Raw genomic sequence first — 26,272 nt, 5'->3', positions numbered from 1 at the left:
AATCGCTCTCCTTTTCATTGTTCACTATGTAACAATCATAACCTTGTCGGAGGAATGGCTCACAGCACAATTTCTTCCATCTTTGATAATGGATGAAAATAATCCGGCCTTAACACATGTATTTTCCTGTCGGAAGATATAGCGACAATCTTTTGATTGCGAAGCCGTTTCATGACACTGCTGGCCGTTTCCCTCGATGTTCCGGAAATTTTGGCGATGTCCGTAATGGTAATTGGACAATCAATGACTATATGTCCTTGTTGCTTTTCCCCAAGTTGCATCGTTAAGTAACCGATTGTGCTTACCACACGCATTTGGGCATTCTGCTGCAGAATGTATTGCAGCCTTTTCTCTCTTATATCGATCATATCTTCCATATGTTCGATAATTTTGATCAGCATATTATTGTTTTTTTTCAACAAATTCATGAATTGATTTACAGATATATATAAAATCGTCACATCTGTGACAGCCACTGCCGTATGCTGGTATGCACCTTTGCGGAATAAATTAACATATGGAAAAAAAGTTTTTTTCTTTATATAGCAATAGAAACTGTTCATTTCGCATACATCTTCGCGCTGCAGCCTTACATAGCCATCCAACACATAATAGAAGCGTTCACAAGGATCTCCCTCCATGAATAAAATCTGGCCCTTCTTATATGTCCGTTCATAGCAATAAGAAGACAGCGTCTCTAATTGGTCATAGGCAATATCGCTAAAATATTCATCATCTTTAATTCGATCCACTATCCGAGAATTCAAAGTACCACTTCCTTTTGTAAATCTCTTATGTGAAACCTTTTGGGGATGTACAGCCCCTTATATTCACTATAAAACATATTTTTCATTGTGTTCATTGCAATGTATACCTGTAAAAGCATTTTTTTACTATTTTTAAATAATAGGGATTCAGACTGGATGCATGCATTTGACAGCCCTGTGGAGAGATTGTGAAGGAATCGCGAAGGCAATGTGAGAAGCCGGGCGGAGACCGCCCGGCTTCTCATTTTTTATTCCAACTGGCGCTAAAACTATCACTTCAATACGAGATTAAATGGGGAATCAAGCGCCAGTAAAAATCCATTTGGTTCAACTACTAATAGTTTATAATTGGATGACAGTGCCAGTCTTGCCTTCCACCGCTTCATCCGCATGTTCAAGAGACGTTATGATGGTTTTGCGCCCTTTTCCGGATTTAGCAAAGGCAATGCCTGCTTCGACTTTCGGCAGCATGCTTCCAGGCGCAAATTGATTTTCGGAAATGTATTGTTCCATTTGTTCAACCGTCACCTGTTCCAGTTTTTTCTGGTCTGGCTTGCCGAAATTGACATATACGTTCTCAACAGCTGTCAGAATAACAAGGATATCGGCATCGACTAACTCTGCCAATTTTTCAGCAGCATAGTCTTTATCGATTACCGCCTCGGTCCCATGGAGCTGTGTGCCATTAGCTATAACAGGAATGCCGCCGCCTCCTGCAGCAATGACTAGATGACCGTTATTTAGGATATCGGCAATGACTGGATACTCATAAATAGAAATCGGTTTTGGCGAAGGAACCACTCGGCGATAGCCCCGATTGGCATCTTCTTTGAAAACATACTCATTTTCCTTTGCAATTTCATCCGCTTCTTCCTTCGTATAGAAAGGCCCGATTGGCTTCGTAGGATTCTCGAAGGAAGGATCGTTCTTATCCACTACCACCTGCGTAATGACACTTGCCACGCTCTTATTGATTTTCTTTTCAGCAAAAGCCGTTTCAAATGCATTCTGCATCCAATAGCCAATCATCCCTTGGCTCATCGCTCCGCATGTGTCAAGCGGCATAGCCGGCGTCTTCTCGGAATCAGCCGCTTTTTGCTGAAGCAGGATATTCCCTACTTGCGGGCCATTGCCATGAGTAATCAGGACATTCAAGCCATTCTCAATCAAGGGCACTAACTTGTTGGCTGTATCGGCAAGAGCCGCTTGCTGCGCTTCCGCAGTTGCCTCCCCTGATTGAATTGCATTTCCCCCAAGTGCGATGACTACTTTTCTCTGTTCCATTCCTCTCTCACTCCATGTCTATTTAGATAGTAATGTGACCTGTAGCTAATTGATAGACTGCAAAGATAGCAAGCAATACGAATGCAATGGCAATGACCAATTCGACAGTCGTGAAAACTTTCTTCGCGTTGTTTTCACGTCGGGCCATATAGAAGACAATGATCCCTAGGGCATAAATGATGGTTGTCAGCAGCAAGTAGTCCATACCAGCGGCAATAACGAGCCAGATGCCGTAGATGCTGGCAACGAAACCAATGATTATATTGCGCATCCGATCATTATCTTTGGATTGTAGGCTGTACTTCGTTTGATAAAAAGCAGAGAACACATATGGCACCAAAATGGCTGAGGAAGCCAACGAAAAAGCGAACTCATATGCTTCTTCTGTGACAAGCAATGTCAACAGGAACACTTGAATAAGACCGTTAGTAAGCCACATGGAATTCGAAGCAGCATCGTTCTTATTCAACTTGCCGAACCATTTAGGGAATACATTGTCCTTAGCGGCAAGCATCGGAATTTCAGCTGCAAGCATTGTCCAGCCAAGCCATGCACCAAGAACGGCGATGATGATACCCGCATTGATGACAACAGCTCCCCATTTGCCGACAACATGTTCAAGAATGTAACCCATTGATGGATTGTCGAGGGCTGCGATCTCTTCTTGGCTCATAACTCCCAATGATAGCAATGTAACCAATACGTAAATTAAGATTGTCCCTAAAAGCCCCATAACAGTGGCCTTACCAATATCAGAACGGTTTTGGGCACGAGAAGAGAAAACGACAGCTCCCTCAATTCCAATGAATACCCACAGTGTTACAAGCATTGTGCTCTTAACCTGTGAACCGACTCCGCTCCAAGAGAATGAATCCATATTACCTAGGAATCCTGCTGAGAAATCTTTAATATGGAATGCAAAAATCATTACTACGATAAATAATAACAGCGGAACCATTTTGGCAATTGTCACGACTGCATTGATCATTGTCGCTGAATGGACGCCTTGAAGGACCAACCAGTGAACAAACCATAACAGCACACTCGCACCGATGATCGAAGCGACGTTCTGTCCGCCTTCAAACACCGGGAAGAAATAGCCGATGGACGAGAATAGCAATGTACCATAGGCAACGTTCCCCAAGAATGCGGATACCCAGTATCCCCATGCGGAGTTGAAGCCCATGAATTCCCCGAAACCTGCCTTAGCATAACTGTATACGCCGCCTTCTAGATCAGGGCGTTTCATGGTTAAGTTTTGGAAACAAAGTCCCAAAGTAACCATACCGATTGCTGTAATGACCCATCCAATGATGATGGCAAGACCGCCGGCTCCTGAAGCCATGTCTTTCGGAAGGTTGAATACTCCCCCACCGATCATTGAGCCGATTACAAGCGCTGTAAGTGAAAACAGACCAACTTTCTTATGTTCTGTACCTTCCATGTTGTAAAACACCTCTTTATTGTTTTTGGATAAATAGCTGGTAAGCCATTGAAAATAGATGATTCTATAAATAGACAGGAACAATCAGCAATAGATAACGTTATCCATTGCCGATTGTTGATTCATTTCATTATAAAAGCAAATTATGCTTCTTCTTTTTCGCCCATTGTAGCTGCGATGACTGCTTTAATGGTGTGCATACGGTTTTCCGCTTGGTCAAATACATGGGAATATTTGCTGCGGAACACTTCATCTGTCACTTCCATTTCTTTCAGACCCCATTTTTCATAGACGCTCTTGCCATATGTTGTATTGGTGTCGTGGAAAGCAGGCAGACAGTGCAGGAACATGACATCTTCCTTGCCTGTTTTCTTGATCATTTCCATATTGACTTGATATGGAGTTAATGTTTTAACACGCTCTTCGAACTTATCCTCTTCACCCATAGAAACCCATACATCTGTATATAGTACGTCTGCACCTTCTACAGCTTGGTTGATGTCGGCTGTCACCATAACAGACCCCATTCCGTTTTCTTTGATAATGCTTTCAGCCAAGTCAACCACTTCTTTTTCCGGGAACAGTGTCGCTGGAGAACAAATGCGGATGTTCATGCCCGCTTTGGCTCCGGATACCAATAAAGAGTTCGCCATATTGTTGCGGCCATCGCCAACATAAACGAATGTGATGCCTTCTAGGCGGTTAAAATGTTCTTTCACAGTCAAGAAGTCGGCAAGCATTTGTGTAGGATGCCATTTGTCAGTCAAGCCGTTCCAGACAGGTACTCCTGAATGCTTCGCAAGTTCCTCAACAACTTCTTGGGAGAATCCACGGAATTCGATTCCATCGAACATACGGCCAAGTACTTTCGCAGTATCTTCAACCGACTCTTTCTTTCCAAGTTGAATATCGTCTTTGCCCAGGAACTCAGGTGCCGCTCCAAGGTCATTGGCTGCTACGGTGAACGCACAGCGAGTGCGGGTAGATGATTTTTCGAATAACAACGCAATATTTTTGCCTTCGCAGTAACGGTGTTTTTCTCCCCGTTTCTTCATAGCTTTCAATTCAGCGGCAAGATCGATCAGATATAAGAATTCTTCTTTAGTAAAGTCTTTGATTGCTAGAAAGCTGCGGCCTTTAAATTCTTTTCTCAATTCCATGATTCATTTCCCTCCAAATTGTATATAAGGCAAGCTAAAAGCACACGCCCTGTTGGTCCCCGCTCGGCCGAAGCCAATGCTTGCTTCGTGCGCGAGCCGGGCGTTTTAGACGGATCCCATGTCCGTCCCTCACTTTTTTGCAGGCTGTTTGCCAAAAGATTCATCTTCCTGCAAGCAGTATGCTTTTTGAAAAAAGTATATTTACTTAAACATCTTTACGCACAAGAGGCATGCTCATGCAACGTGGGCCCCCACGGCCTCGGGACAATTCCGAAGAAATGACCTCGATTACTTTCAATCCGTGAGAACGAAGCAAGTCATTCGAAACGTTATTGCGATCGTATGTAACAACTGTTCCCGGAGCGATGGCCAGTGTGTTGGAACCATCATTCCATTGTTCGCGTGCAGCAATGATTTCATCTCCGCCGCCACAAGGAATCAAGTCAAGTTCGGATACATTCAATGTCTCTTTCAACACGTTCTTAAGATCGCGTCTGTGGGTGAATGTCAATTCTCCCTCTTCTTTGCCTTTTTCAATGATATAAACATTCAATTCTCCATCTGAGTTTTGGATACCAGGATGGATGGTGAACTGGTCATAGTTAACCATTGTGAATACTGTATCCAAGTGCATGAATGCGCGGGATTCAGGGATTTCAATGGCAAGGACGCGTTTGATTTTATGTTGGCGCGCAAACAAGTTTCGAGCCAATTTCTCGATTGAACGGGAATCTGTACGTTGTGATACACCGACAGCGATGGCAGATTCACTCAGGATCAATTCATCTCCGCCTTCGATTGAGAAGGAGTTGCTTCGATCCAGCCAAACCGGAATATCGTGCCCGGCAAAGCGCGGATGGTGTTTAATGATGTATTGCATGAACAAAGACTCTCTTCTTCGTGCAGGCTGCATCATCTTATTGATTGTCAAACCGTTGCCGATTGTCGCTGCAGGGTCACGTGTGAAATACAAGTTCGGCATTGGATCCAAATAGAATGGATATTGGTGCTCCATCATTTCATACAAATGATGTGTACGCTTTGATGAAGGCAATTCAATTTTGCGGACACCGGCCATGACTTTATCAACCAATTCCTGGTTTCCGAAAGATAATAGATACTCGCGAAGAGCATCCGCAGATCCATTTGTTGTCTGCTTGGATTCTGCAAGAATATCATCTATAAATGATTCTCGAAGACCTTCCTTCTCCAATGTTTCTGCCATTAGTTTTTCAAGGTAGAGCACTTCGATATTTTGATCGCGAAGAACTTGCGCAAAATAATCATGTTCTTTTTGAACAATCGGTAAGTAAGGAATGTCATCGAATAATAGACGTGAAAGATATTCTGGCGTTAAATTTTCCAGTTCTTTACCCGGTCTTTTCAGCAGGACCGTTTGTAGCTCCCCAATTTCTGATGTTACATGAAGGGGTGTTGTCATTTCAAAAACCTCCTCTAGTGTCTTTGCTAAACTGTAACGTTTACATATTTATCTTAATATTTATAAAAAATTGCGTTGTCAGACATTTGTTGGCCGACATGTGGAATATTTCACACTGCTTGACAATTTTATTCTTTCATACGCATAAATATTAATGAATATACAGAATCCTTAGCCTATTTCTTAATCCCTCCAATGTATAATAGTGTATATTATGAACGATAAAAATATTAGCATTTTTATAAAAAACTTGAGATCGCTTTCTTTCATCGTTTTACATTGTTTCATTTTCTGAATATTCATGCACAAACCCATACATTTCACCTGATTATTAGTGGTTTTTGACCCTCCACTTCCACGATACATTTTTTGAAGCGGAAGTTTTAGCGCCAATTTAAACTCAAATAAACAGGCATCCACCATATTGTTGGATGCCTGTTTATTTTTATATGATTTTAACAATCATTAAACGAAAAGCTAATTGAATAAGAGAAACCAAGAATTTTTAAGAGTAGCCTCACATATATCCATCACGGCTGGTATAAGAGCCAAGCTATGATTGGCTCATCATTTTTCATGTGTTTTTCATGAAATAGGTGTACTATGAAATTGTTGCCAATCAGCTTCTTACCGGCTCTTGATCCCCACTTACCCTTCTTTGTCTTCACTCCCGTATTAAAGTGAAAGTTTGAGCGCCGGTTAGAATGGGATAAAAATAAAGAATACATGCGAGGTGTTAGAGGATGATTCCATGTGGAGAATGCATTGATGGAAAATTAATGGACGAGCGGCACGAAGATTACGACAAGCTTGACAAGGAGCTGACCCGGTTAGTGGACAGCGGGCAATTCTCTTATGCAGCCGCCTTCCGGAGAGCTATCCGATTGTATCCGGCTGTAATGGAGTGTCCTGATTGCCAAGGGACCGGGAAACATCCATCCACAAGAGAGTGACTCGACTTCTAAAAAAACTCCCCCTTAAGTTGGATTTTCGATCAAATGAAGGGGGAGTTTCATTCATCCTCCACCGATTAAACTTTCACTTTATTTACAGTTGAAACGATCCAATAGAGCTTGTCCAGGCTGCTGGGATCTAACAACTTCTTCATGCCTATTTTTCGTTTATTTAATCTTCCATGTATTTCTTAAAGTCGTTTGTTGACTTCACCACTGTGCAGTATCTTAATAGATTATCAAATGACTGTTTCCACGTATGGTGGTTCGGATTATCTCTTCGTATATAGACAAAGTTTTGTTTATCAGTTACATAGATCTTAAATTTATGTTTACGGCAATCCATAGTGAAAATATCATCTTCATCACAGTTTCTATCCGAGAATTGCACTTTGTCATAGACTTTCTTTTTAAAAACAAGTGTCGCCCCTTTTAAGTTAAAATTCTCTGGTAGATACATATCTTCATAATTAGGCATATGAATGGCAAGCAATTCATGGTCTTCAAAATATAAATACGCCGTGATTTTTCCTACAACAGAAGCATTCTTTTCCTTTAAAGCAGTCATGGCCTGTGTCAGGTATTTAGATGAATAGTAATCGTCATCATCAAATTTAGCTATGTGATCATATTTTGCTTTTTCAATTGCGAAGTTTAGGCAAGAGCCTAACGAAATAGATTCTGCCAATTGATATACCGAAACATTTTTAAACGATTTCGCTTTTTCTTTCCATTTCTTCATATTCATAGAGTCATTATTAAGGATGACGATTAATTCCTTTTCCTCCCAATCTTGCCTTTGGTAATTATCTAACACGTTATCGATAAATGTTTCTCTTTTTGTACACGTAATGATAGATACCATTGATCCCTTCCCTTTCTGCACGGTTCATTTTAAAAAAAGGCATAAAAATTATATGAGTGGAGGTACGATTAAAATATTTTATTAATATAGTATATGAAGTGGGGGAAAAGGAGTGAACACATTTGTCCCTTTTTATAGAAAGAGGTGTATTGCCATTGGCGAATATTCAACAAAAACTGATTGCACTTACGTTTGATGATGGTCCTTCTCTATATACAAACCAAATTCTTGATATTTTAGATGGGTATACGATTAAAGCAACCTTTTTTGTCGTAGGCGAAGCTGTAAAGAAGTATCCTGAAATAATTAGACGCATAAAAAAAGAAAACCATGTAATCGGAAATCATACATGGAATCATCCCTCAATCTTAGAAATCTCTTCAGTAGAATTATCTGATCAAATAGTGAAAACAAATGAAGCAATAAAAGAAGTTCTTAATGAGGAACCAATATTATTTCGGGCACCCTATGGAAGCATTGATAATGAGTCTTTTCAGCTTATACGAAGTTTAGGGCTTACATCTGTACTATGGAATGTCGACAGTCTAGACTGGTCTATTAATGAAAGCTCTGCGCTTGAAAAACGAATCAAAAAAGATACAGTATCCGATAGCATCATTCTTTTACATGATGGAAATCAATATGGAAGTGGCCCTAGGGATGTGACGGTAAAATCCTTACCGCAAATAATTGATTATTTAATAAAAGAAGGTTACACATTTGTCACTATTCCTGAATTTCATCAACATTGTTTTAAGATAGAGAAGTGGTAAAAATGATGTTGGTAATAAATTCATACCACTTCTTTAGAATTTGTTGCTTGGTTGATCAGGAAACTGCAAATGATTAGGTCGCCTTCAACTGGGGTTATTAGTGGAAGGGTTGATATAACTACTCAACATTTTTACAACATCGGCCAATACCTCTTTAGATTCTAAAATATCCGTGTAAAATTCCTTTTTGACCTCATTAGATATTAACCAGTCTGCGGGAGTTGAATCAATTAAGTCTGAAATATAGCTATCCTGTATTTCCAGTACTTTTTGGAGAAAAAAGGTAAGTTCTTTTTCATCATTCAACATGGACAAACACCACTTATGCACATTGGATAGTTCAAGTGTTTCGGGTTCATCCATTATTTTCTCTAGTTCCATTTTATTTAGGTAACAATTTCCATGGTCGATTATATTTATAAAAAATGTAGACTCTTCCATTGGACTTAGCAATATATTACTTTCATCACGGTCAATATTTCTTAAACAAAAATCAAATACCAAAATACCTGCTAATATGCTTCGGTTAACGATCTGCTCCTTTTCTATCTTAAACCATAATCCCATGGAGTTATCTAAATATAAACTTGCAAATTGATTCCCAGGTGTAAAGTTATATTTTTTCAGATCATTCTTCAAAAGGAATTTTTTCGGAATATTGACAATCTCAAAAGGAACGGTCGGAAGGCCAATATGTGCAGCGAGCGAAGTGCAAACGAATTCTCTCATTAACATCTTGTTCCCTTGCGGATTGTTTTTGAACTTCACTAAAAATTTTTTGTTATTGTTGAACAGCAAAACTTGAGGGTCGGATTGAGCGATTTTTGGCCAATCATCCCTATTAATTGAACCCATAAGTTTTATGGGACGAAGCTTGGATTTCCTGATCATTAAACTTTACCCCCTTCTATATTCAGTTATATTCAATATAATTTGAATTGGTTTACAATTTACGCATTTCATCTAAATAGCAGAAATCAATTACCCCTTAAGCTTGAAAACACGGCTTAGGGGTTTTTCAATTAAATCTAGAAAACAAGCTGTTTAGAGAATGTGAAAAGAGGGAGAAAACCCCTTAAAGCGGCAATCCTATAAATTGTCGGAGGTTTTTCAGCATGATTGTTCTTCCTGAGTATGTCTATTTTTATGATCAACAAATCTTAGATTCATCCTGCCCTTTTCTCTGAAGAAATCTTGGCATTTACTATTAAAATACAAAAAACTCGGCGGCATAAATCCCCTATCTCTGCAGAGTTTACCCCCACCGAGCAAACAGCATCATAATAACTCAGTCCATGAAGCTGATTATGCAACATTCCTTTTTACTTGAAAGAAGTCTTATCCAAGCTTTTGCAACTCGTAAACTTCTTCTGGGACATCTAAAAGGAACGTACTCGGCGCTCCGGGCACCATAAGGATTAATTCATGCATAGCTCTAGTACAGGCTGTATAGAATAAATTTCTTTCCCATTCATCTGCATAGGCCGCTTCTGATGCATCATGGATGATTACTGCGTCGAACTCAATTCCTTTCGCTAAATAAGCAGGCATGATCAGCACTCCTTTTTGAAAGGAATAAGTAGATGCCTCCAGCAATTGAACGTTCATTTGTGTGCTTAATACAGCATATGCCCGCTGGCTTTCTTCTGCCGTCTTGCAAATAACAGCTACAGTCTGATAGCCTTTTTTAATCCATTCTTCGATGATTGATTGGATTTTACCGTACAGCGGTCCACTAGGAGACAAAGCAACTACAACTGGTTTGTGGCCATCTCGATTGAAAGGCTGTATGTTCTCTCCACCAGACATTAACTGTTTCGTAAATTCAATGATTTGCCTTGTCGAGCGATAGCTTTTCGTCATGACGATTTTTTCTGTCTTCCCCTCATCGTACAGGTCTTCTGACATGAGCGTTGTGCCATTGATGGAATGCGCATAAATAGCCTGATTGTAGTCTCCTAAAATCGTCATTGAGCTATTTGGGAAAAAACGCTTGAACATCTCCAATTGAAAAGGTGTATAGTCTTGGGCTTCATCGATGAATACATATTTGATCGCTGTATTGATTTTCTTCCCTTCCAGCAAATCTTTCAGATATAAGAACGCTGTTACATCTTCATACGGCAAGAGATTTCTTTTTAGGTTTCCCTCTGTTCTTTGGACAGATTCTTTCCACTCCTCATCGTTCATGCCGGGATGTTTACTAGAAGACAGCATACCGATATAAAGTGCCTTCAAATGAATAAACTTCAACAGCTTCACTGCCTTCTTCAACTTCCTGAAATGCTTGCCGACAATTCGCGCCGCCAATTTAGCCTGTTCACGGTCAAACTCATCGAAGTATTCTTCCGTTTCCCGATCTTTTTCTTTCTGTATTTCTTGATAGGCTTCCACATAATCGTCATTATCGAGCAATTCAACTTCTTCAAGCACCCACTCTTTCTCTCTCTCATCCCGTTCCCTTGCCTCTAGCTTTTTAAGAAGCCACTCTTTTACAAGCTGTATTCTGTTCGGCATATGGATGGCCGGGTCCACTGAATAGAAAAAACCGTTCATTTCCTCTGCTGTCACGATCGTTTCACCCCGAAACGAGAGCGATCTAAACATCATCCCCTGCACTAACAAGCCGGAGAGAAATGCTTTAATCTCTTGTTTAAAAACCAATGAGCCCTTAAAGGAGATCGCCTTCATACGGCTTTTATAATCAGGTGCAGCATGTTGCGTCAATGCATATTCCATCCCAGCAAATGCGCTTTCCACCGTTACATTCTTGCCGATCACTTTTTCCGCATATTCCTGATAAGTCGTTTGCTGCATATTCTCTTCCCCGAGATCCGGCAATACATTTGCTACATAGCTATTGAATAATGGATTCGGCGAGAAAAGAAGAATGTTTTCTGCACGCAATTCATTCAGATGCCGATACAACAGGTAGGCTACACGCTGCAAGGCTACAGATGTCTTGCCACTGCCTGCCACTCCTTGGACAATCAGATATCGGGCCTGGTGGTTCCGGATAATGCCATTCTGTTCTTTCTGAATGGTTGCGACAATGCTTTTCATCGCTTGGTCCGCCCTGTTGCCCAATACCTCCTTGAGCAATTCATCGCCGATCGTCACTCCGGTATCGAACATTCCTTTCATCTCTCCGCGGCGGATGATGAACTGCCTTTTCAGTTCCATCTTCCCCTCCACTCTTCCATCCATCGTTCCATATGACGCAGGACCGGGAGAATAATCGTAATACATGCTCGATATAGGCGCACGCCAATCATAAACCAAGAAATGTTCAGACGTATCATCCATCAATGACGCCGTGCCCAAATAGATGGCCTCAGCTTCTTTTTCTCCTTTTTCAAGAAAATCGATACGGCCGAAATAAGGAGAGTCTTTTAATCGTTCAAGTACTTTTGCCTGTTTATAAAGCAGTCCATGCGTTCGTTCACGTTCAGATAGCATTTCTGATTGTTGTTTAATGCTTGCCAAAGTGTCGTTTATTTCTTCGCTGCTATCCACATTGACCGTTACGTCATCCCAGAAAGTCTTCCGGATGGAAAACACATCTTCTTTCAGGTTGCCACTCTTTACTTTGATTCCTTCCAATCGCCGACTAATGGTATCGAGGATTTCGCTTAACCGTTCTTCCTCCTCCAACCGCTCTCTTTGTTCATTTGCCATCAAAGCCACACTCCCGAAAAAAGATTTGACAACCAATCGTTATTTGCTATATAATTAAAATAGGATAATTATATATACAAACTATCGTGTAGTCCTATCCTTTATCTTATCAAATTGATTAGCCTTTTTCAATACATATTCAAACTGAACGGTTTTCTGTTCAGTTTTTTAATTTCGTGTTCTAACTGGCGCTGCGACTCCCGCTACGGCGAGTCATCTGGAGAAATACAAGCCCCCCTAAGAAACCAATTAGTTCAATATAACACGCGAGGAGGTAAGATGTATGGAACATACAAAAAGAAGCAATCTGGCTCCTGGAATGGAAGTGGATATTGTTTTAAAAAAAGACCAGCGGACTGGTACATTAACGCGCGGTACCATCAAAAGACTGCTGACCAACTCAGCCGTTCACCCTCGTGGAATTAAGGTTGAATTAACTGATGGACAAGTAGGAAGAGTTCAACATATCGTCAAATAACAACGAAAAAGCTGCTCCGCATGCGGGGCAGCTTTTTCTGCACTTTAGGACGGCAGCACCGACCGGTGTCTGGCGCCTTTTAATTTAACTGCTTCAACTGCATAATAAACAAACGAAAGAAGAAGAACGATCAACCAGATACGCTGCAGGACTTTATCATCCCACACACCGATGAAATAAAACATCGCAGGAAGCGTTAATGTAATCCAAGACTGGATAAACGCAACCTTGCTGACAAATTTCTCGATCGGTTTATCCATGCTGTTCAATAAATAGAACAAGAACCATAACACAACCCAGGAGGCCCATGTTAAAGCGTCAACGTAATTATGGAAATGAACGGCCGCTATAACGGTATACATAACAGCGACTACCGATACCCACAAAGAAAACCAGCCAAGCCCGCTCCCATGCATCCCTTTCAAAAAGGTACACCCGACAAATAAATACGTTAAGCCGAATAAGAATGTCGCTGCAAATCCGTAAACTGTCCAATTCGCCTGATCGGAAACAATGATCGAGTAAAATGGAAAGACAATTTGCAACACACCGATAAATAAATTAAAAACCGCTACACTTTTTGCTTCCGCTTTTCCAGAAAGCATCATGCTATTTAAAAACAATGCAGCACCGGACAAAAATAAACCTACTTGTCCCATCCCTTCTCCCCCCTACTCAACTTGCTCTGCGATGTCTATCCTTCAACAAGAAGAACAATGGCATACCCGCGATCTCTATCCTGTTTGATAGGGAACGACACGAATAAAAACTACTATAACATATTTTTGAACATATGTTAAAATAATTTTGAACATATGTAAAAACCCTCGAGAGTAAATCCTAAGGGTTGTTGGTAATAATTGTAATTACAGAGCAGGAGGCTGTGCCACTAATGGCGGACATTCATTGGACTTGTCCGCTTTTTTGCCTTTCCAATTGCAGCAGATGCTCCTTAATTGCTAATCCTCCACCATATCCCGTCAAAGTTCCGTTTGCTCCAATCACCCGGTGGCACGGGATGAAAATCGGGATTGGGTTGCGGTTATTCGCCATTCCGACAGCACGGCAAGCTTTTGGGTTTCCAATAGCTTCGGCGATATCACGGTAGCTCCTCGTTTCACCGTAGGGAATGGTGCACAAGCCTTCCCAAACACGTTCCATAAAGGCAGTCCCTCGAGCAGACAAAGGCAAGCTGAATTCTGTCCGTTCTCCCGCCAAATATTCCTGCAGCTGTTTTCCCGCTTCCTTCAATAATTCAGTCTCTTCCTGTAAAACATCAGCAGGCGGGTTTTCCCCGTCAAAATAGATGTGTGTGATCATGCTGCCTTCTTCCTGGATACCCACTCTGCCTAGTTCTGTTTGATAAAAATAACAATATTTCAAATCTTATTCTCCTTCCAACTGCCAGTTCGATACAAAATAAAACACAACTCTTCCTGCATACTTATTTTCCGGGCGTTCACCAGTCCAGGCTGCCCCCTCCCTTGCACTCCTAATCAATGGTCCCTCTATTGCTTTGACGCCTACTATACAATTTCCTGCCATCTATGTCCATTTTATAAAATATCCAAAACAGTCGCGGATATCATTAATAAAAAGAAAGTTTGTACATATTCTTCAAATATATAAAGGCGGGAATCTTTCATTTCCATCTCGCTGAAATCCATATGAAGGAGGAAAAAAATGCATCGTTTAGAAGGAAAAGTGGCAATCGTAACCGGTTCAGCATCAGGCATAGGGGCAGAAACCATTCAATTGATGGCTCGTGAGGGTGCAAAAGTGGTCGTGGCCGATTTCAATTTGCCTGGAGCCCAAGATATAGCCGAGCGGATTATTGCAGCCGGCGGAGAAGCAACCAGTGTTTTTGTCGATTCAACCCAGGAAGAGAGCGTAAAAGAAATGATCGGCCACGCAGTATCCACTTACGGCAAACTTGATATCCTCCATAATAACGCCGGTGGATCGAAACCAATCGATGTGGATGTCTCCAATATGACGAAAGAAGCCTGGGACTTTGCAATGAATCTTAATCTAACAAGTGTGATGTGGGGCTGTAAACACGGCGTGCTTGCCATGCGGGAAAATGGCGGCGGAAGTATTATTAATACAGCTTCCGTTTCCGGATTGCTCGGCGACCATTCCTATACCGCATACGGGGTGGCAAAAGCAGGCGTAGTTAATTTAACCCGCTATGTAGCCACACAAGAAGGCAAACGCAATATCCGCTGTAACGCAATTGCGCCGGGCCTGATTATAACCCCGGCCTCCGAAGCAGTCTACACAGAAGAAATCAAGGCCCAATTTGAAAAAAACAATGCCCTCTCCCGCCTGGGAAGCCCGAAGGATATAGCACAAGCCGCTGTGTTCTTAGGCAGCGATGAATCACTTTACATGACAGGCCATATTTTACAATTGGATGGTGGGAGCACTGTGCATCAACCTAATTTATCTTAACAGTACCACCTACCCGCATAGTGCTTTACCAGCTGCCGAACCGATCGGCAGTTTTTTTGTACCCTTTTCTAAAACAAAATGGTCTCCTCCCCAAAATATCCTGAGCAAAATATCGGCTTTTAACCTAGTTTCCCGATAGAATTAACAATAAGAGAGAAGGATTAAAGGAGGAAGTCATCATATGAACGTAGTAAATAATATCGCCGATTTAATAGGAGAAACTCCGGTGTTGAAACTAAATAAAGTAGTGCCGGAAGATGCAGCCGATGTTTTTGTGAAGCTTGAAATGTTCAACCCTTCAGGCAGCGTCAAAGACCGGGCAGCTTACAATATGCTAGTCACGGCCGAAAAGGAAGGGCTCATCCAACCGGGAGCCACGATCATTGAACCGACAAGCGGGAATACAGGAATCGGTTTAGCCATGAATGCAGCAGCCCGCGGCTACCGCTCCATTTTTGTTATGCCAGACAATATGACCAAAGAACGGATTAACCTTTTGAAGGCCTACGGTGCTGAAGTGGTATTGACGCCGTTTTCCAAAAGAATGCCGGGCGCAATCGCCAAAGCGCAAGAATTGCATGACCAGATCCCGGGCAGCTTTATACCGCAGCAATTTGTAAACAATGCAAACCCGGATATCCACCGCCAGACAACAGCTCCTGAAATTTACCGGCAAATGGACGGCAAGCTGGATGCCTTTGTCTCAACAGCAGGCACTGGCGGAACGATAACAGGCACTGGCGAAAAATTGAAGGAGCTGATACCCAATCTATATATAGGCGTAGTCGAACCGGCAGGATCGCCCGTTTTATCCGGCGGGCAGCCAGGTCCGCATAAATTGGTCGGCACCAGCCCCGGCTTCATACCTGATATCCTGAACACTGATATCTTTGATGAAATCATTCAAGTAAAGGATGAAGAAGCAGTCGACTTATTCAGAAGACTACCTCGCCAAGAAGGGATATTTGTCGGGCCTTCCTCAGCTGCAGCCGTATACGGAGCCATACAAATTGCCAAAAAGCTCGGTAAAGGAAAACGGGTGCTGTGTATCGCGCCTGATTCAGGTGAACGCTATTTAAGCATGAATCTTATTTAACCGTTATTAATGAAGAAGGAGGAAGCCGTTTTGGCTCCCTCCTTCTTCATGCTTCTATATTGGCACCTTGGATAAGCAACACGATGTTTTTCAGCTTATTGTGTAACTCCTGCAACTTCTTTAATCTTCTCTGCTACAGCATCAGTAAGCTCTTCTGCTGTTTTCGGCACAAAACTCTTCATAATCTGATTGACCATAGGCCCCATGGCTCCGCCTGCCGTAATATCAAGGTTTCCCGACATTGTTGTATGGGTTTCATCAATCGCGTCAGCTTGGAAGAAACCGCCGCCTTTAAAATTATCGGATAAGCCCGTCAGATTGAATGTCACTGTTGTTGGTTCTTTCCATTCAGTAATATCGATTTTAAGTTTCACTGTTTTTTTCATGAATCCCAAATCACCCTTAAATGACCATGTTGATTCACGGTCATTGATGATTTCATGGTCGATATAACCAGGTACAAGCGGCGCCCACTTGTCCATGTCGCTTACGAATGTCCAAATTTCTTCTATTCCCACCGGTAGTTGCACTGTATGAGTTCCTGCTGGCATATTAACAAACCTCCTTCATTTTTATCTCATTCTAACTGGCACTAAAACTCCCACTTCAATACGAAAGGTAAGACGACGAAGTGTAAGCGCCAGAAAAATACGATTGGTTCAACTAATGATCGGTGAGGATGATTGAACCCTCACCATCAAAGCTTCTCTATATTCTTCCATCCTGGCATCACTCGGCTCCAATTAAATGGTTTTTTACTTGTCCAACAGCCTTTCCTGCTAAATAACCGAATGTGATTGCTGGCCCAATCGTTCCGCCCGCGCTTAGATAAGCTGGTCCGAAAATACCCATTGCAGCATTTCCTGCAGCATACAACCCTTTTATTTTGTTTCCACGAAGGTTGAGCACCTGTCCATTTTCGTCAATGCGTGGTCCGCCATTTGTCCCAAGTGCGCCGAAGTACACAGGAACTGCATAGTATGGACCTTTTTCAATTTTACCGAGATTTAATTCGACATTCCCTCCACCAAATTGAAGTCCTTCAAAGAAAGTTGTACCTCGGTGGAAATCTGTATCTTCACCCGCTTCAACTTGTGCATTCCATCGTTCAACAGTGGCTTCCAATGCCTCAGGATCCAATCCGATTTGTTCGGCAAGCCCTTTGATAGTGTCTGATTGATTCACCCATTCAGGAGCATCTTCACCTGGCATCATTGTAATGATCATTGTATAATCTTTCATTTGTTGGTCAAAGATCATCCAATTGTTCTTTTCATTCGGCCATTCAACATTCACGGGGTCGAACTCATAAAATGCTTTAGGCATATCATTATAAGCAGTACCTTCATGTACGAAACGTTTTGCCTTTCCGTTAACAATAATGCTGTGTGGACCCATACGCCCACCATTGCCCAATTGGTTCAAGACACGGTCTTCGTATTCAAAAGTCGGATCCTGCATTGCCGGGTACCACCACGCTTCACTCATATTGCCGAGTGCCGCTCCGGCTTCCATGGCCATGATTAAACCATCGCCTTCATTTCCCCCTGGAGAAAGTGGATGGGTAATCTCCCCTTTCAGGAATGTTTTCACAAGCTCTTTATTCCATTCAAAGCCTCCGGATGCGAGGACTACGCCATTTGAGACGCCAATATAGACCTTTTCTCCTTTTTGTTCAGCAACAAGTCCAATGACATCGCCTTCATCGTTCAGGACCAGTTCTTTTCCGGGAGTTTCAAGAAGTATGTTAATTTCACGGTCCAAGCAAGCTTTCACTAGAGCGGCCGTTAAGGAGCGCCCCATTGTGACAATATTGTTCTCCATGCGCTCAGCAATTTTCATAAAATCGACACTTCCGTTTGCGCCACCTTCTTCAAGTGTTAGCGGCGGGAAAGCCGGGTTATTACGGATCAATGCTCCATACTCACCGATTTGATTCAGGTCAAATGGCAGCGGATCCAGAGAACGTCCTGCTTTTGCCCCATCAAAAAAGGAATAATACTCTGGATAACTTTTTGGGATCATAAAACGCACCGGTGTATTTTCATACAAATAATCAATCACTTTGTAAGCGTTATCAACATAAACCTCAATTAATTCAGGATTTGGCTCTTTGCCTCCTGTGATACGTCTAATATACTTTAATGCATCTTCACGTGTATCTTCTATTCCCTCTTCCTTCATATAACGGTTCATCGGAATCCAGGGAACCCCTCCAGAAAAGGCAGTAGTACCTCCGATTTGATGTGTTTTCTCGATGATTAACACTTTTGCTCCTTGATCATGTGCTGTTATGGCCGCAACCAATGCTGCTCCTCCAGTACCCATAACAACTACATCCACTTCCTGATCCCATTGAGTTGGTTTTTTTGCTGGCATATTATTCCCCCTATAATCGAAATAAAGATATACCGCTCACCCTCATAATTCTAAATTACTTTTTTATCTGTATATGTGAAGAAGAGCTCATAGAAATGATCACCTAGTATCGAATTCATGATAACATAAATTTCAAAATATTTGTAAAAATTTAAAAATTTTTACATTTATCTAAATAGCTATTTTATAGATTCTATACTAGATATCCTGAATATTGGCTTCTATGATTAAAATCTTCAAGTAAATGATTAAGAAACAGCCAGCTTATTCAGGAGACTTCCTCGCCACCAGGAAAGGAGCTTTTATCAGTCCTTTCTCAGCCGTATAGGGAGCCATCCAGATTGCCCAAAAGCTCAGTAAAGAAAAACGGGGGCTGTGTCTCGTTCCTGATTCAGGTGAACACTATATAAGCTCGGATTCGATTTAAAGAGGAAGCTAAAATAGCTTCCTCTTTGTGATCATCATCCTGCAAAGGTTGACTTGCTTAAAAAAAGCCATGGCCATCTATTGATATTCGACAAGGTGTTCAATGGTTGCAGGCAAATCCGTAATTCTTTCTTTCAAAAACGTTGGATATAGGCATACATCTTTTATTTCTTCAAGCTGTTTCCAACTGAAGGACAAACGATGCTTTCCTTGTTCAGTCATCACAAATTCATCCCCTCGTTCCAATAAACTGTCATCCTGCAACTCCAATAGATAATACAACCCAATTTCATGATATGGTTCCTGATTGACCTCTTCTGTAAAAAAATTCTCGACCACCCATAACAGGCGTTTAATTCCTACTTCCGCTTCAATTTCTTCTTTGATTTCCCTTTTAATGGCTTCTTCGCTGCCTTCGTGGAGCCGCACTTTCCCTCCCGGCAAATAATAATAGGGGACCTTCTCATCCCGCATAATTAATAGGCGCCCGTCATGGATTAGCACACCTGCCACTCTATATAAAAACCGCCCTGTTTCCGTCCTGAACATAAGATCATCCATCTAAACTCCCCCTATCACCCAACCAATATACCACAACAGGTAAAATATACCAATATTCAGTTATCTTTTTGAATGCACGAAAAAAAAGAAGCTGCGGACAGCCACTTTAATGCCAACTTACCATTTACTTTTTTCAAAATGAAGAACAAAATAGCCTTCTTCTATTTCCAACTTTGCATTTATCACTTCTTTAATCAATATATAGAAATAATAGTATATCTTATCAAAGAAATACCGGCATCCCTAACAAAAAGGGAGACTAACAGTCAATCGAATGCCAGTCCTCCCTTTTTCCTTAAGCCGCTTGTTTATGGTTTCGTGTTTTGGAATCATATACTTGGAAGAGCACCAATGCGACCACGGATAGGACAGCGCCCGCAATGTAAGGCAAGCCGATGGATAAGGAGAATAACCATCCGCCAAGCGGAGGGCCGATGATTCTGCCGAAAGAATCAAAAGATGATAATAACCCTGTGACCTTACCATGAGCATGCGTCGAACTCTTCGTCAACAGCGAAGACAAAGCTGGCCGGATTACCCCATTACCAAGCGCGAAAATGGTCAAAAATATGGCAGCTGTCCAAAAATCAGAAGATAAAAGGATTAACAGAAAGCCGACCGCCGAAACGATGATCCCGATACGGATGACCTTCCCTTCCCCGAATTTCTTAGACATGATGCCCACCAATCCACCTTGGACAAGGGCACTGCCGAAGCCCATGATCATGAAAATGTACCCTAAATGGACCGTATTAATCCCTGCCTTCTCAGCGGCAAAATAGGCAAACGTCGCTTCCAAGCCGGACATCGAAAGCGTCACGAACAACTGTAGCAGATACATGACAATCAAAGGTCCCTGGAAGGATTTCCACATAGACTCTTTCTGCCCGGTATGCTGGTCTCTCTTTTCCTTAGGCAGTGATTCCTTCAAAATCAGCATAACCAAAATCAACGTAATAATAGATGAAATACCGGCAATATAAAACGGTATATTCAGGCTGGATTTCGAAAAGATCCCGCCGATAGCCGGCCCAAAAATAAAACCTAACCCAGTCGCAGCGCCGATGATCCCCATACCTTTACTGCGCTCTTCTTCCGTTGTAATATCAGCGACATATGCCATAGCAGTCGGCATATTGGCTGAAGATAAGATGCCGCCAATGATTCGGGCAGCAAACAACACCCATAAAGAATCAGCCATTGCCATCATAAAGAAAGAGATCGCCAATCCGGCAATGCCGATCACCATAACAGGCTTACGTCCGATCCGATCGGATACACGGCCCCATACCGGCGCAAAAAACAGCTGCATCAATGAATACACAGCCATCAAAAGTCCAAGTTCGGTAGGGCTGCCACCGACTTTTTCAGCCAGGAAAGGCATAACAGGAATGATGATTCCAAAACCGACCATCACCAAAAACATGACTATGAACAGAACCGGCAATACTTTTTTTGTACTCATGCCATTAACTCTCCTTTTAAACCGTTTGCTGTATGATTAATACAATTAGTTATCTTTATAATAGTCAAACTTGACTATATTAGTAGTATAAATCACAGGCAGCTATTTGGAAATTATTTGCTATTGCCTTTTCTCCTATCTTTATACAAACATACAACACACTCTTACAGGGCTGCCTTCCCCATTTTTTTGCTTATAGCAACTAGCTAACAAAGTATAAAATGAGTTTGGCAAACCCCATTTCAAGGCGTTTTTTCATTGTTGAATTCTTCAGTCCAGCAAATCCTTCTTTGGTAAAGTATTTTTAACACCACTAAGTTTATAGCCTTTTGACAGACTGATTATCCATGCCTTGGCTATGCTTAACAATGGCCAACAATTGTTCAGCCATATAATCGGCACTATATTTAAACTGGTGATTAATCCATTCTTTTATCATCCCAAAAATAGCAAATGCATGGTAACTCGCTAATAGCTCCCTATTAATCACAGCATCCGGCAGCATATCGAACAAATCCTGCAAAGCTATTTCTTTCAAAACAAGGCATATTTTATCCTGGAAACCAGACAGCGTACTTGATTGCAAAAGCGTATAAAACTCTTTATAGTGATCGACATGCTCAAAAATTTTAATGGCCGAAGAGGTTAGATTTTTTACATCAAAATTCTCGTTGCCTTTGTATGGTTCGCGATAAGATTCAATCAAATCTGCTATAACATCGTCCATGATTTCCTCCAACAAATCATCTTTATATTGGTAATGTTTATAAAAAGTCCCCCTATTTAAATTAGCCACTTGCACGATGTCTGTAATGGCAATGGCTTTAAAATCTTTTTCTTTCATTAGAGAAAGAAGCGCCCCCTTCAAAGCTTGTTTAGATTTCGTTATTCTTCTATCAATATGATTATTCATATACATATAGCCCCCCCATTGTTCATCAATCTTATTTTCCTAAACAAATATGCATGCCATTGTTGGATAACAACCAAACCTGGCCTCACTTGATTATTGAAAATTAAATATATTAATTATATTATAAAATTAAGTGAGATAATGAACAAATGTTCAATAAAATGAATCTTTGATTGGCCGGGATTTTATTTTCCCTCACAGATCATTAGTTAAACAAATCAAATCCTAACTGGCGCTTGGTACCTTTTGAAGCGGGAGTCATAGCGCCAGTTGAAATGGAGGAATAGTAGATGAAACTTCAAAACAAAGTAGCAGTCGTGACAGGAGCAGCATCCGGCATGGGAAAAGCGATTGCCGAATTATACGCTAAAGAAGGCGCCAAAGTAATTGTTGCCGACCTTAATATTGAGGGTGCAAAAGCAGTTGCGGAAGGAATCGCAGCAAATGGCGGAGAAGCGAAAGCCGTCCAAGTAAATGTGGCGAAATTAGAAGACATCGAAAAGATGATTGATACAGCAGTTAAAGAGTACGGCACTTTGGACATCTTGGTGAACAATGCTGGCATCATGGATGGGTTCGAACCTGTTGGAGACATAAAGGAAGATAGATGGGATCTAATTTTTGACATCAATACGAAAAGCGTCATGCGAGCGATGCGCAAAGCCATCCCTATCTTTTTGGAAAAAGGAAAAGGAGTTATCGTCAACACAGCTTCAACCGGCGGATTGAATGGCGCCCATGCAGGCGCTGCTTACGGAGCTTCCAAACATGCAGTCGTGGGGCTTACCAAAAACACCGGCTATATGTACGCAAAAGAAGGCATCCGCTGTAATGCGATCGCACCAGGCGGAGTGGCAACAAATATCGCTTCCTCTATGAAAAGTGTGAACGAATTCGGCGCAAGCCGCTTAAAAGTCGCACAGGACGTAATGCCGAGAATGGGCCAGCCAGAAGAAATTGCGCAAGTCGCTCTATTCCTAGCATCTGATGATTCCAGCTTTGTTAACGGAACAGTCATTGTAGCTGATAGCGGCTGGACTGCTGCCTTTTAATGATTGGCTGGGCTTTGTATCGAAGACAGCGGAAGTTTTAAGCTGCCCGCTCGCCCATTTATTGTATAAGGAAAGCCCACAATCTTTTCATGTGGGCTTTCCTTTTGTCTTATTGGTTTTTCTTCCGTTTTTTATTGTTCAGTTTCTCGATTGTAGTCATCTGCTCATTAGCAAGTTCTTCATTATACCCTGCGCCATTCCCCTGTTTTTTTGCAGCATTCATGCCCGGAATCACGTGATTCGCTTTATTTTTGCTCATTTATCTCACCTCGCTTTATTCCTATTTTTGACTGAAAGGGACTAAATTATTTTATTAGCGTTTTTCATTCTGAAGAGAAATTTTAAGTGGTGGTATTCATTCACTTCCGTTGATTGCTAGTTAAACTACCTTGGCTTGATCGCACGTTTACACTTCTCCATCTCACTCTCATGTTGAAGAAAGAGTCTTAGCATTTGTTAGAACAGGATAAAAAAAGCCTGACTTTACCAAGTAAACTCCCCTTTAGGGATCAAAAGCCTAAAGGGGGGTCTGCACCTTTCCCAACGGTTTCTCCTTTGGGATCGGCCATATTAAAAAGACTGCCCAGCAAGTCAGCTCTAAACTCACTTGCTGGACAGCCCATATATTCTTACTTTCTAATTAATAAGGGTCAGATTCATGACTTTTCTTTACAGCCTCTTTTGTTGCTTCATTGGCTGCCTGAGAACCTTGGCCATATTTTGATTTTCCTGCTTCACGGCCCGGAACTTTGGTTTCTGCCTTCATTTCTTGAATTTCTTTCATTTTCGCTTGAATGCCTTCCCTTACACGGCGGCCATAGTCTTCATCTGCTTGTGTGAAATGGTCAACCATGGCATCTTGAATCCGTTTATCACAAATCGCAAGTGCTGCAGAAAGGTTTTTGATTAATTCATCGCGTTCCCAATCTTCAAAGTTACGGTATGTTTCGCCCGCTTGCCCATAATTGTTTGGGCGGTCAATCGGCGCACTCATTGCGGCCGCATTATAAGTAGGACGGTGTTGTGGACGGCCTTCCTTGCTTGCCTCCTGATAACCGCCGACCATTGATGGTTCATAGTTGATATGCGGATTATCCCCGGACTCTTTTGGATCACGGATATCCATTTGGCCGCGATGCTGATTCGTGCGGACGGGCACTTTAGGGGCATTCACCGGCAATTTCAAATAATTGGCACCTACACGATAACGTTGTGTATCCGAGTATGAGAACGTACGCCCTTGCAACATCTTATCGTCTGAGAAGTCCATACCGTCAACAAGCACCCCTGTACCGAAAGCCGCTTGTTCAATTTCGGCATGATAATCCACAGGATTGCGGTCAAGAACCATTCGGCCCACCGGCAACCATGGGAATTGATCCTCCGGCCAGAGTTTCGTATCATCCAACGGATCGAAATCTAGTTCCGGATGATCATCATCCGTCATAATCTGGACGTAAAGTTCCCATTCTGGATACTCTCCACGCTCAATTGCTTCGTATAAGTCTTGTGTCGCATGGGCAACATTCTTCGCTTGAATCTCGTCTGCCTCTTCTTGCGTCAAGTTTCGGATTCCCTGTTTAGGCTCCCAGTGATATTTCACCAGCACAGCCTCTCCCTTGTCGTTTACCCATTTATAAGTATTTACACCTGATCCTTGCATATGGCGATATGTAGCTGGAATACCATATGGAGAGAACAGGAATGTAATCATATGTGTTGCCTCAGGCGTACGGGACACGAAGTCAAACATCCGCTCAGGATTGGCAACGTTTGAAGCTGGATCCACTTTAAATGCGTGGATCATATCAGGAAACTTCATCGCATCACGAATGAAGAAAATTTTCAGGTTGTTGCCTACAAGATCCCAGTTGCCGTCTTCCGTGTACATTTTTACTGCGAAGCCGCGTGGGTCCCGCGCTGTTTCCGGTGAATCCTTCGATCCTGCAACAGTAGAGAAACGAACCAGCAGCGGCGTTCTCTTTCCGGCACCAGAGAAAACCTTAGCACGCGTATACTTCTCTACAGGTTCATCTCCGACTTTTCCGTATGTTTCAAAATATCCAAATGCCCCGGCGCCGCGTGCATGTACCACACGTTCGGGAACTTCTTCCCGATCAAAATGTGAAATTTTTTCGATAAAATGATAATTCTCAAGTGTAGCCGGACCGCGGTTTCCAATTGTACGGATATTTTGGTTATCCGTCACAGGATGGCCCTGACGAGTCGTCAATGACTCGCGTTTCATATCTTGTCCTTGTGAAGCATTCATATCTTTCTTCTCTGCCAAAGTGATAACCTCCTCAAAATAATTGATTCTTATCTTACCTCTTAGCAAAAAGCTCATCATGCATGTTCACAGTTTAGATTCCTAAACTAGAATTACTATAATCTATACATTATTATGAATTGAGTGCAAACAGAATGCAAACAATATGATAAAGCAATATTTTACTTATCAAGTATGTAAAAGAATTCTCAATTAGAAGTATTTCTGTGAAAAAATTTCCACAAAAAAAGAGTCCACATAGACAGCGCATAACCAAGAGGGACTCTCCCATTGGCTATTTTATTCCGATCTAACTTACCCTAAGACTCCCAACTTCAACTTGATCGTCAAACACAAAGAAGGGTTAAGGGGGAGATCAAGCACCAATAAGAATCCGATCGTTCAACTAATGAGTGGGGGTATAAAAATCNTAAATAAATCATTTGTGCTTCTTCTTCTTTAGTTAAACTCTGTTTGATGGTTTCGTCCCAAGCATGAACTTTATTAAATACTTCTTCTTTAATGTCCAATGCTTTTTCTGTAATAAAAACTTTATAATAGCGATTATCTTTTTGATCACGAACCCGATAAACTAAGTTCTCCTCTTCTAATTTTTTCATTGCTCTGGCGACGGTCGCTTTGTCCACTAAAAGCAGCTTCGATAGCTCCTCTTGACTGATGCCGTCCTGGCGGTAAAGCTGCAAAAGAAACCTGTATTGTCCGGAGCCAATTCCGAATTCCTGAAGCTCTTTAGAAATAATCGCTGAACCTTTGCAATAAATTTGTGCAATATAACGTCCCATCTTCTCATCGT

At 41.8% G+C, this 26,272-nt stretch carries 24 protein-coding genes; 6 read left to right on the top strand and 18 right to left on the bottom strand.

The features are described 5' to 3' along the window. Window positions 1-59: 59 nt before the first annotated feature. The 5 genes from BN1765_RS06710 to arcA all read right to left on the bottom strand — a co-directional run bounded on the left by BN1765_RS06710 (window position 60) and on the right by arcA (window position 6,096). Window positions 60-767, bottom strand: coding sequence for a Crp/Fnr family transcriptional regulator (locus BN1765_RS06710; protein ID WP_050614386.1), 708 nt, complete (start codon window positions 765-767; stop codon window positions 60-62). A gap of 342 nt (window positions 768-1,109) precedes the next feature. Then, window positions 1,110-2,051 (bottom strand): carbamate kinase, encoded by a 942-nt coding sequence (gene arcC / locus BN1765_RS06705; RefSeq protein WP_050614385.1) that lies wholly within the window; start codon window positions 2,049-2,051, stop codon window positions 1,110-1,112. 22 nt (window positions 2,052-2,073) lie between these two features. Continuing rightward, window positions 2,074-3,495, bottom strand: coding sequence for an arginine-ornithine antiporter (arcD, locus tag BN1765_RS06700; RefSeq protein ID WP_050614384.1), 1,422 nt, complete (start codon window positions 3,493-3,495; stop codon window positions 2,074-2,076). A 143-nt stretch (window positions 3,496-3,638) separates the two neighbouring features. Further along, entirely contained in the window at window positions 3,639-4,658 is a 1,020-nt protein-coding gene (gene argF / locus BN1765_RS06695; protein WP_390621191.1) for an ornithine carbamoyltransferase, read from the bottom strand. A 202-nt stretch (window positions 4,659-4,860) separates the two neighbouring features. Then, complete coding sequence (gene arcA, locus BN1765_RS06690; RefSeq protein WP_050614383.1) at window positions 4,861-6,096, bottom strand: arginine deiminase; 1,236 nt, start codon at window positions 6,094-6,096, stop codon at window positions 4,861-4,863. Between the two features lie 743 nt (window positions 6,097-6,839). Between arcA and BN1765_RS06680 the strand changes: the two genes are divergently transcribed. Continuing rightward, window positions 6,840-7,049, top strand: coding sequence for a hypothetical protein (locus BN1765_RS06680; protein WP_050614381.1), 210 nt, complete (start codon window positions 6,840-6,842; stop codon window positions 7,047-7,049). 172 nt (window positions 7,050-7,221) lie between these two features. Here BN1765_RS06680 and BN1765_RS06675 read toward each other — a convergent pair whose 3' ends face one another. Beyond that, on the bottom strand, window positions 7,222-7,914 hold the full coding sequence (locus BN1765_RS06675) for a glycosyltransferase family 2 protein (RefSeq protein WP_050614380.1): 693 nt from the start codon (window positions 7,912-7,914) through the stop codon (window positions 7,222-7,224). A gap of 155 nt (window positions 7,915-8,069) precedes the next feature. On the opposite strand from BN1765_RS06675, the gene BN1765_RS06670 reads away from it, so the two are divergent. Continuing rightward, window positions 8,070-8,687 (top strand): polysaccharide deacetylase family protein, encoded by a 618-nt coding sequence (locus BN1765_RS06670; RefSeq protein WP_050616694.1) that lies wholly within the window; start codon window positions 8,070-8,072, stop codon window positions 8,685-8,687. A gap of 84 nt (window positions 8,688-8,771) precedes the next feature. Here BN1765_RS06670 and BN1765_RS06665 read toward each other — a convergent pair whose 3' ends face one another. Together BN1765_RS06665 and helD are read right to left on the bottom strand one after the other, a co-directional pair. Beyond that, a complete protein-coding gene (locus BN1765_RS06665; protein WP_050614379.1) occupies window positions 8,772-9,578 on the bottom strand; it encodes a HipA family kinase in 807 nt (268 codons plus the stop codon). Between the two features lie 447 nt (window positions 9,579-10,025). After that, on the bottom strand, window positions 10,026-12,365 hold the full coding sequence (gene helD / locus BN1765_RS06660; protein WP_050614378.1) for an RNA polymerase recycling motor HelD: 2,340 nt from the start codon (window positions 12,363-12,365) through the stop codon (window positions 10,026-10,028). A 283-nt stretch (window positions 12,366-12,648) separates the two neighbouring features. On the opposite strand from helD, the gene BN1765_RS06655 reads away from it, so the two are divergent. Beyond that, on the top strand, window positions 12,649-12,843 hold the full coding sequence (locus tag BN1765_RS06655) for a YwbE family protein (protein ID WP_050614377.1): 195 nt from the start codon (window positions 12,649-12,651) through the stop codon (window positions 12,841-12,843). Between the two features lie 44 nt (window positions 12,844-12,887). Here the strand turns inward: BN1765_RS06655 and BN1765_RS06650 are convergent, their stop codons facing one another. Both BN1765_RS06650 and BN1765_RS06645 read right to left on the bottom strand, forming a co-directional pair. After that, a complete protein-coding gene (locus BN1765_RS06650) occupies window positions 12,888-13,502 on the bottom strand; it encodes an AmiS/UreI family transporter (protein ID WP_050614376.1) in 615 nt (204 codons plus the stop codon). Between the two features lie 244 nt (window positions 13,503-13,746). Continuing rightward, a complete protein-coding gene (locus tag BN1765_RS06645) occupies window positions 13,747-14,226 on the bottom strand; it encodes a methylated-DNA--[protein]-cysteine S-methyltransferase (protein WP_050614375.1) in 480 nt (159 codons plus the stop codon). Window positions 14,227-14,526: 300 nt separating this feature from the next. Here BN1765_RS06645 and BN1765_RS06640 point away from each other — a divergent pair, with 300 nt between their 5' ends. Further along, complete coding sequence (locus tag BN1765_RS06640; protein WP_050614374.1) at window positions 14,527-15,297, top strand: SDR family NAD(P)-dependent oxidoreductase; 771 nt, start codon at window positions 14,527-14,529, stop codon at window positions 15,295-15,297. A gap of 181 nt (window positions 15,298-15,478) precedes the next feature. Continuing rightward, the gene (cysK, locus tag BN1765_RS06635) at window positions 15,479-16,393 is read left to right on the top strand and encodes a cysteine synthase A (protein ID WP_050614373.1); all 915 of its coding nucleotides are present in this window, start codon (window positions 15,479-15,481) and stop codon (window positions 16,391-16,393) included. Window positions 16,394-16,488: 95 nt separating this feature from the next. Here the strand turns inward: cysK and BN1765_RS06630 are convergent, their stop codons facing one another. The 5 genes from BN1765_RS06630 to BN1765_RS06610 form a co-directional block, all read right to left on the bottom strand. Next, window positions 16,489-16,944, bottom strand: coding sequence for an SRPBCC family protein (locus tag BN1765_RS06630; RefSeq protein WP_050614372.1), 456 nt, complete (start codon window positions 16,942-16,944; stop codon window positions 16,489-16,491). Between the two features lie 178 nt (window positions 16,945-17,122). Further along, entirely contained in the window at window positions 17,123-18,772 is a 1,650-nt protein-coding gene (locus BN1765_RS06625; RefSeq protein WP_050614371.1) for an FAD-binding protein, read from the bottom strand. Window positions 18,773-19,276: 504 nt separating this feature from the next. Further along, window positions 19,277-19,759 (bottom strand): NUDIX hydrolase, encoded by a 483-nt coding sequence (locus BN1765_RS06620; RefSeq protein ID WP_050614370.1) that lies wholly within the window; start codon window positions 19,757-19,759, stop codon window positions 19,277-19,279. A gap of 295 nt (window positions 19,760-20,054) precedes the next feature. Continuing rightward, the gene (locus BN1765_RS06615) at window positions 20,055-21,224 is read right to left on the bottom strand and encodes an MFS transporter (protein ID WP_050614369.1); all 1,170 of its coding nucleotides are present in this window, start codon (window positions 21,222-21,224) and stop codon (window positions 20,055-20,057) included. Window positions 21,225-21,543: 319 nt separating this feature from the next. Continuing rightward, window positions 21,544-22,137, bottom strand: coding sequence for a TetR/AcrR family transcriptional regulator (locus tag BN1765_RS06610; protein ID WP_050616693.1), 594 nt, complete (start codon window positions 22,135-22,137; stop codon window positions 21,544-21,546). Window positions 22,138-22,427: 290 nt separating this feature from the next. Here BN1765_RS06610 and BN1765_RS06605 point away from each other — a divergent pair, with 290 nt between their 5' ends. Then, on the top strand, window positions 22,428-23,189 hold the full coding sequence (locus tag BN1765_RS06605; RefSeq protein ID WP_050614368.1) for an SDR family oxidoreductase: 762 nt from the start codon (window positions 22,428-22,430) through the stop codon (window positions 23,187-23,189). Between the two features lie 109 nt (window positions 23,190-23,298). Here the strand turns inward: BN1765_RS06605 and sspO are convergent, their stop codons facing one another. The 3 genes from sspO to BN1765_RS06590 all read right to left on the bottom strand — a co-directional run bounded on the left by sspO (window position 23,299) and on the right by BN1765_RS06590 (window position 26,261). Continuing rightward, entirely contained in the window at window positions 23,299-23,448 is a 150-nt protein-coding gene (sspO, locus tag BN1765_RS06600; protein WP_050614367.1) for a small acid-soluble spore protein O, read from the bottom strand. Between the two features lie 381 nt (window positions 23,449-23,829). Beyond that, window positions 23,830-25,461, bottom strand: a complete 1,632-nt coding sequence (locus tag BN1765_RS06595) for a catalase (protein ID WP_222705402.1) — start codon at window positions 25,459-25,461, stop codon at window positions 23,830-23,832. Window positions 25,462-25,805: 344 nt separating this feature from the next. Further along, window positions 25,806-26,261, bottom strand: coding sequence for a MarR family winged helix-turn-helix transcriptional regulator (locus BN1765_RS06590; protein ID WP_452082111.1), 456 nt, complete (start codon window positions 26,259-26,261; stop codon window positions 25,806-25,808). Window positions 26,262-26,272 lie beyond the last annotated feature (11 nt).

The organism is Bacillus testis, from assembly GCF_001243895.1.
Lineage (GTDB): Bacteria > Bacillota > Bacilli > Bacillales > DSM-1321 > Bacillus_AD > Bacillus_AD testis.
This window is presented reverse-complemented; position numbering and strand designations above follow the sequence as displayed.

Coding starts and splice junctions, on each gene's coding strand:
- BN1765_RS06610 (WP_050616693.1), bottom strand. CDS start 22,137: ATGAATAATCATATTGATAGAAGAATAACGAAATCTAAACAAGCTTTG.
- BN1765_RS06620 (WP_050614370.1), bottom strand. CDS start 19,759: ATGGATGATCTTATGTTCAGGACGGAAACAGGGCGGTTTTTATATAGA.
- arcA (WP_050614383.1), bottom strand. CDS start 6,096: ATGACAACACCCCTTCATGTAACATCAGAAATTGGGGAGCTACAAACG.
- BN1765_RS06595 (WP_222705402.1), bottom strand. CDS start 25,461: ATGAATGCTTCACAAGGACAAGATATGAAACGCGAGTCATTGACGACT.
- BN1765_RS06640 (WP_050614374.1), top strand. CDS start 14,527: ATGCATCGTTTAGAAGGAAAAGTGGCAATCGTAACCGGTTCAGCATCA.
- BN1765_RS06615 (WP_050614369.1), bottom strand. CDS start 21,224: ATGAGTACAAAAAAAGTATTGCCGGTTCTGTTCATAGTCATGTTTTTG.
- BN1765_RS06665 (WP_050614379.1), bottom strand. CDS start 9,578: ATGATCAGGAAATCCAAGCTTCGTCCCATAAAACTTATGGGTTCAATT.
- BN1765_RS06675 (WP_050614380.1), bottom strand. CDS start 7,914: ATGGTATCTATCATTACGTGTACAAAAAGAGAAACATTTATCGATAAC.
- arcD (WP_050614384.1), bottom strand. CDS start 3,495: ATGGAAGGTACAGAACATAAGAAAGTTGGTCTGTTTTCACTTACAGCG.
- helD (WP_050614378.1), bottom strand. CDS start 12,365: ATGGCAAATGAACAAAGAGAGCGGTTGGAGGAGGAAGAACGGTTAAGC.
- BN1765_RS06650 (WP_050614376.1), bottom strand. CDS start 13,502: ATGGGACAAGTAGGTTTATTTTTGTCCGGTGCTGCATTGTTTTTAAAT.
- BN1765_RS06605 (WP_050614368.1), top strand. CDS start 22,428: ATGAAACTTCAAAACAAAGTAGCAGTCGTGACAGGAGCAGCATCCGGC.
- sspO (WP_050614367.1), bottom strand. CDS start 23,448: ATGAGCAAAAATAAAGCGAATCACGTGATTCCGGGCATGAATGCTGCA.
- BN1765_RS06630 (WP_050614372.1), bottom strand. CDS start 16,944: ATGCCAGCAGGAACTCATACAGTGCAACTACCGGTGGGAATAGAAGAA.
- BN1765_RS06625 (WP_050614371.1), bottom strand. CDS start 18,772: ATGCCAGCAAAAAAACCAACTCAATGGGATCAGGAAGTGGATGTAGTT.
- arcC (WP_050614385.1), bottom strand. CDS start 2,051: ATGGAACAGAGAAAAGTAGTCATCGCACTTGGGGGAAATGCAATTCAA.
- cysK (WP_050614373.1), top strand. CDS start 15,479: ATGAACGTAGTAAATAATATCGCCGATTTAATAGGAGAAACTCCGGTG.
- BN1765_RS06680 (WP_050614381.1), top strand. CDS start 6,840: ATGATTCCATGTGGAGAATGCATTGATGGAAAATTAATGGACGAGCGG.
- BN1765_RS06655 (WP_050614377.1), top strand. CDS start 12,649: ATGGAACATACAAAAAGAAGCAATCTGGCTCCTGGAATGGAAGTGGAT.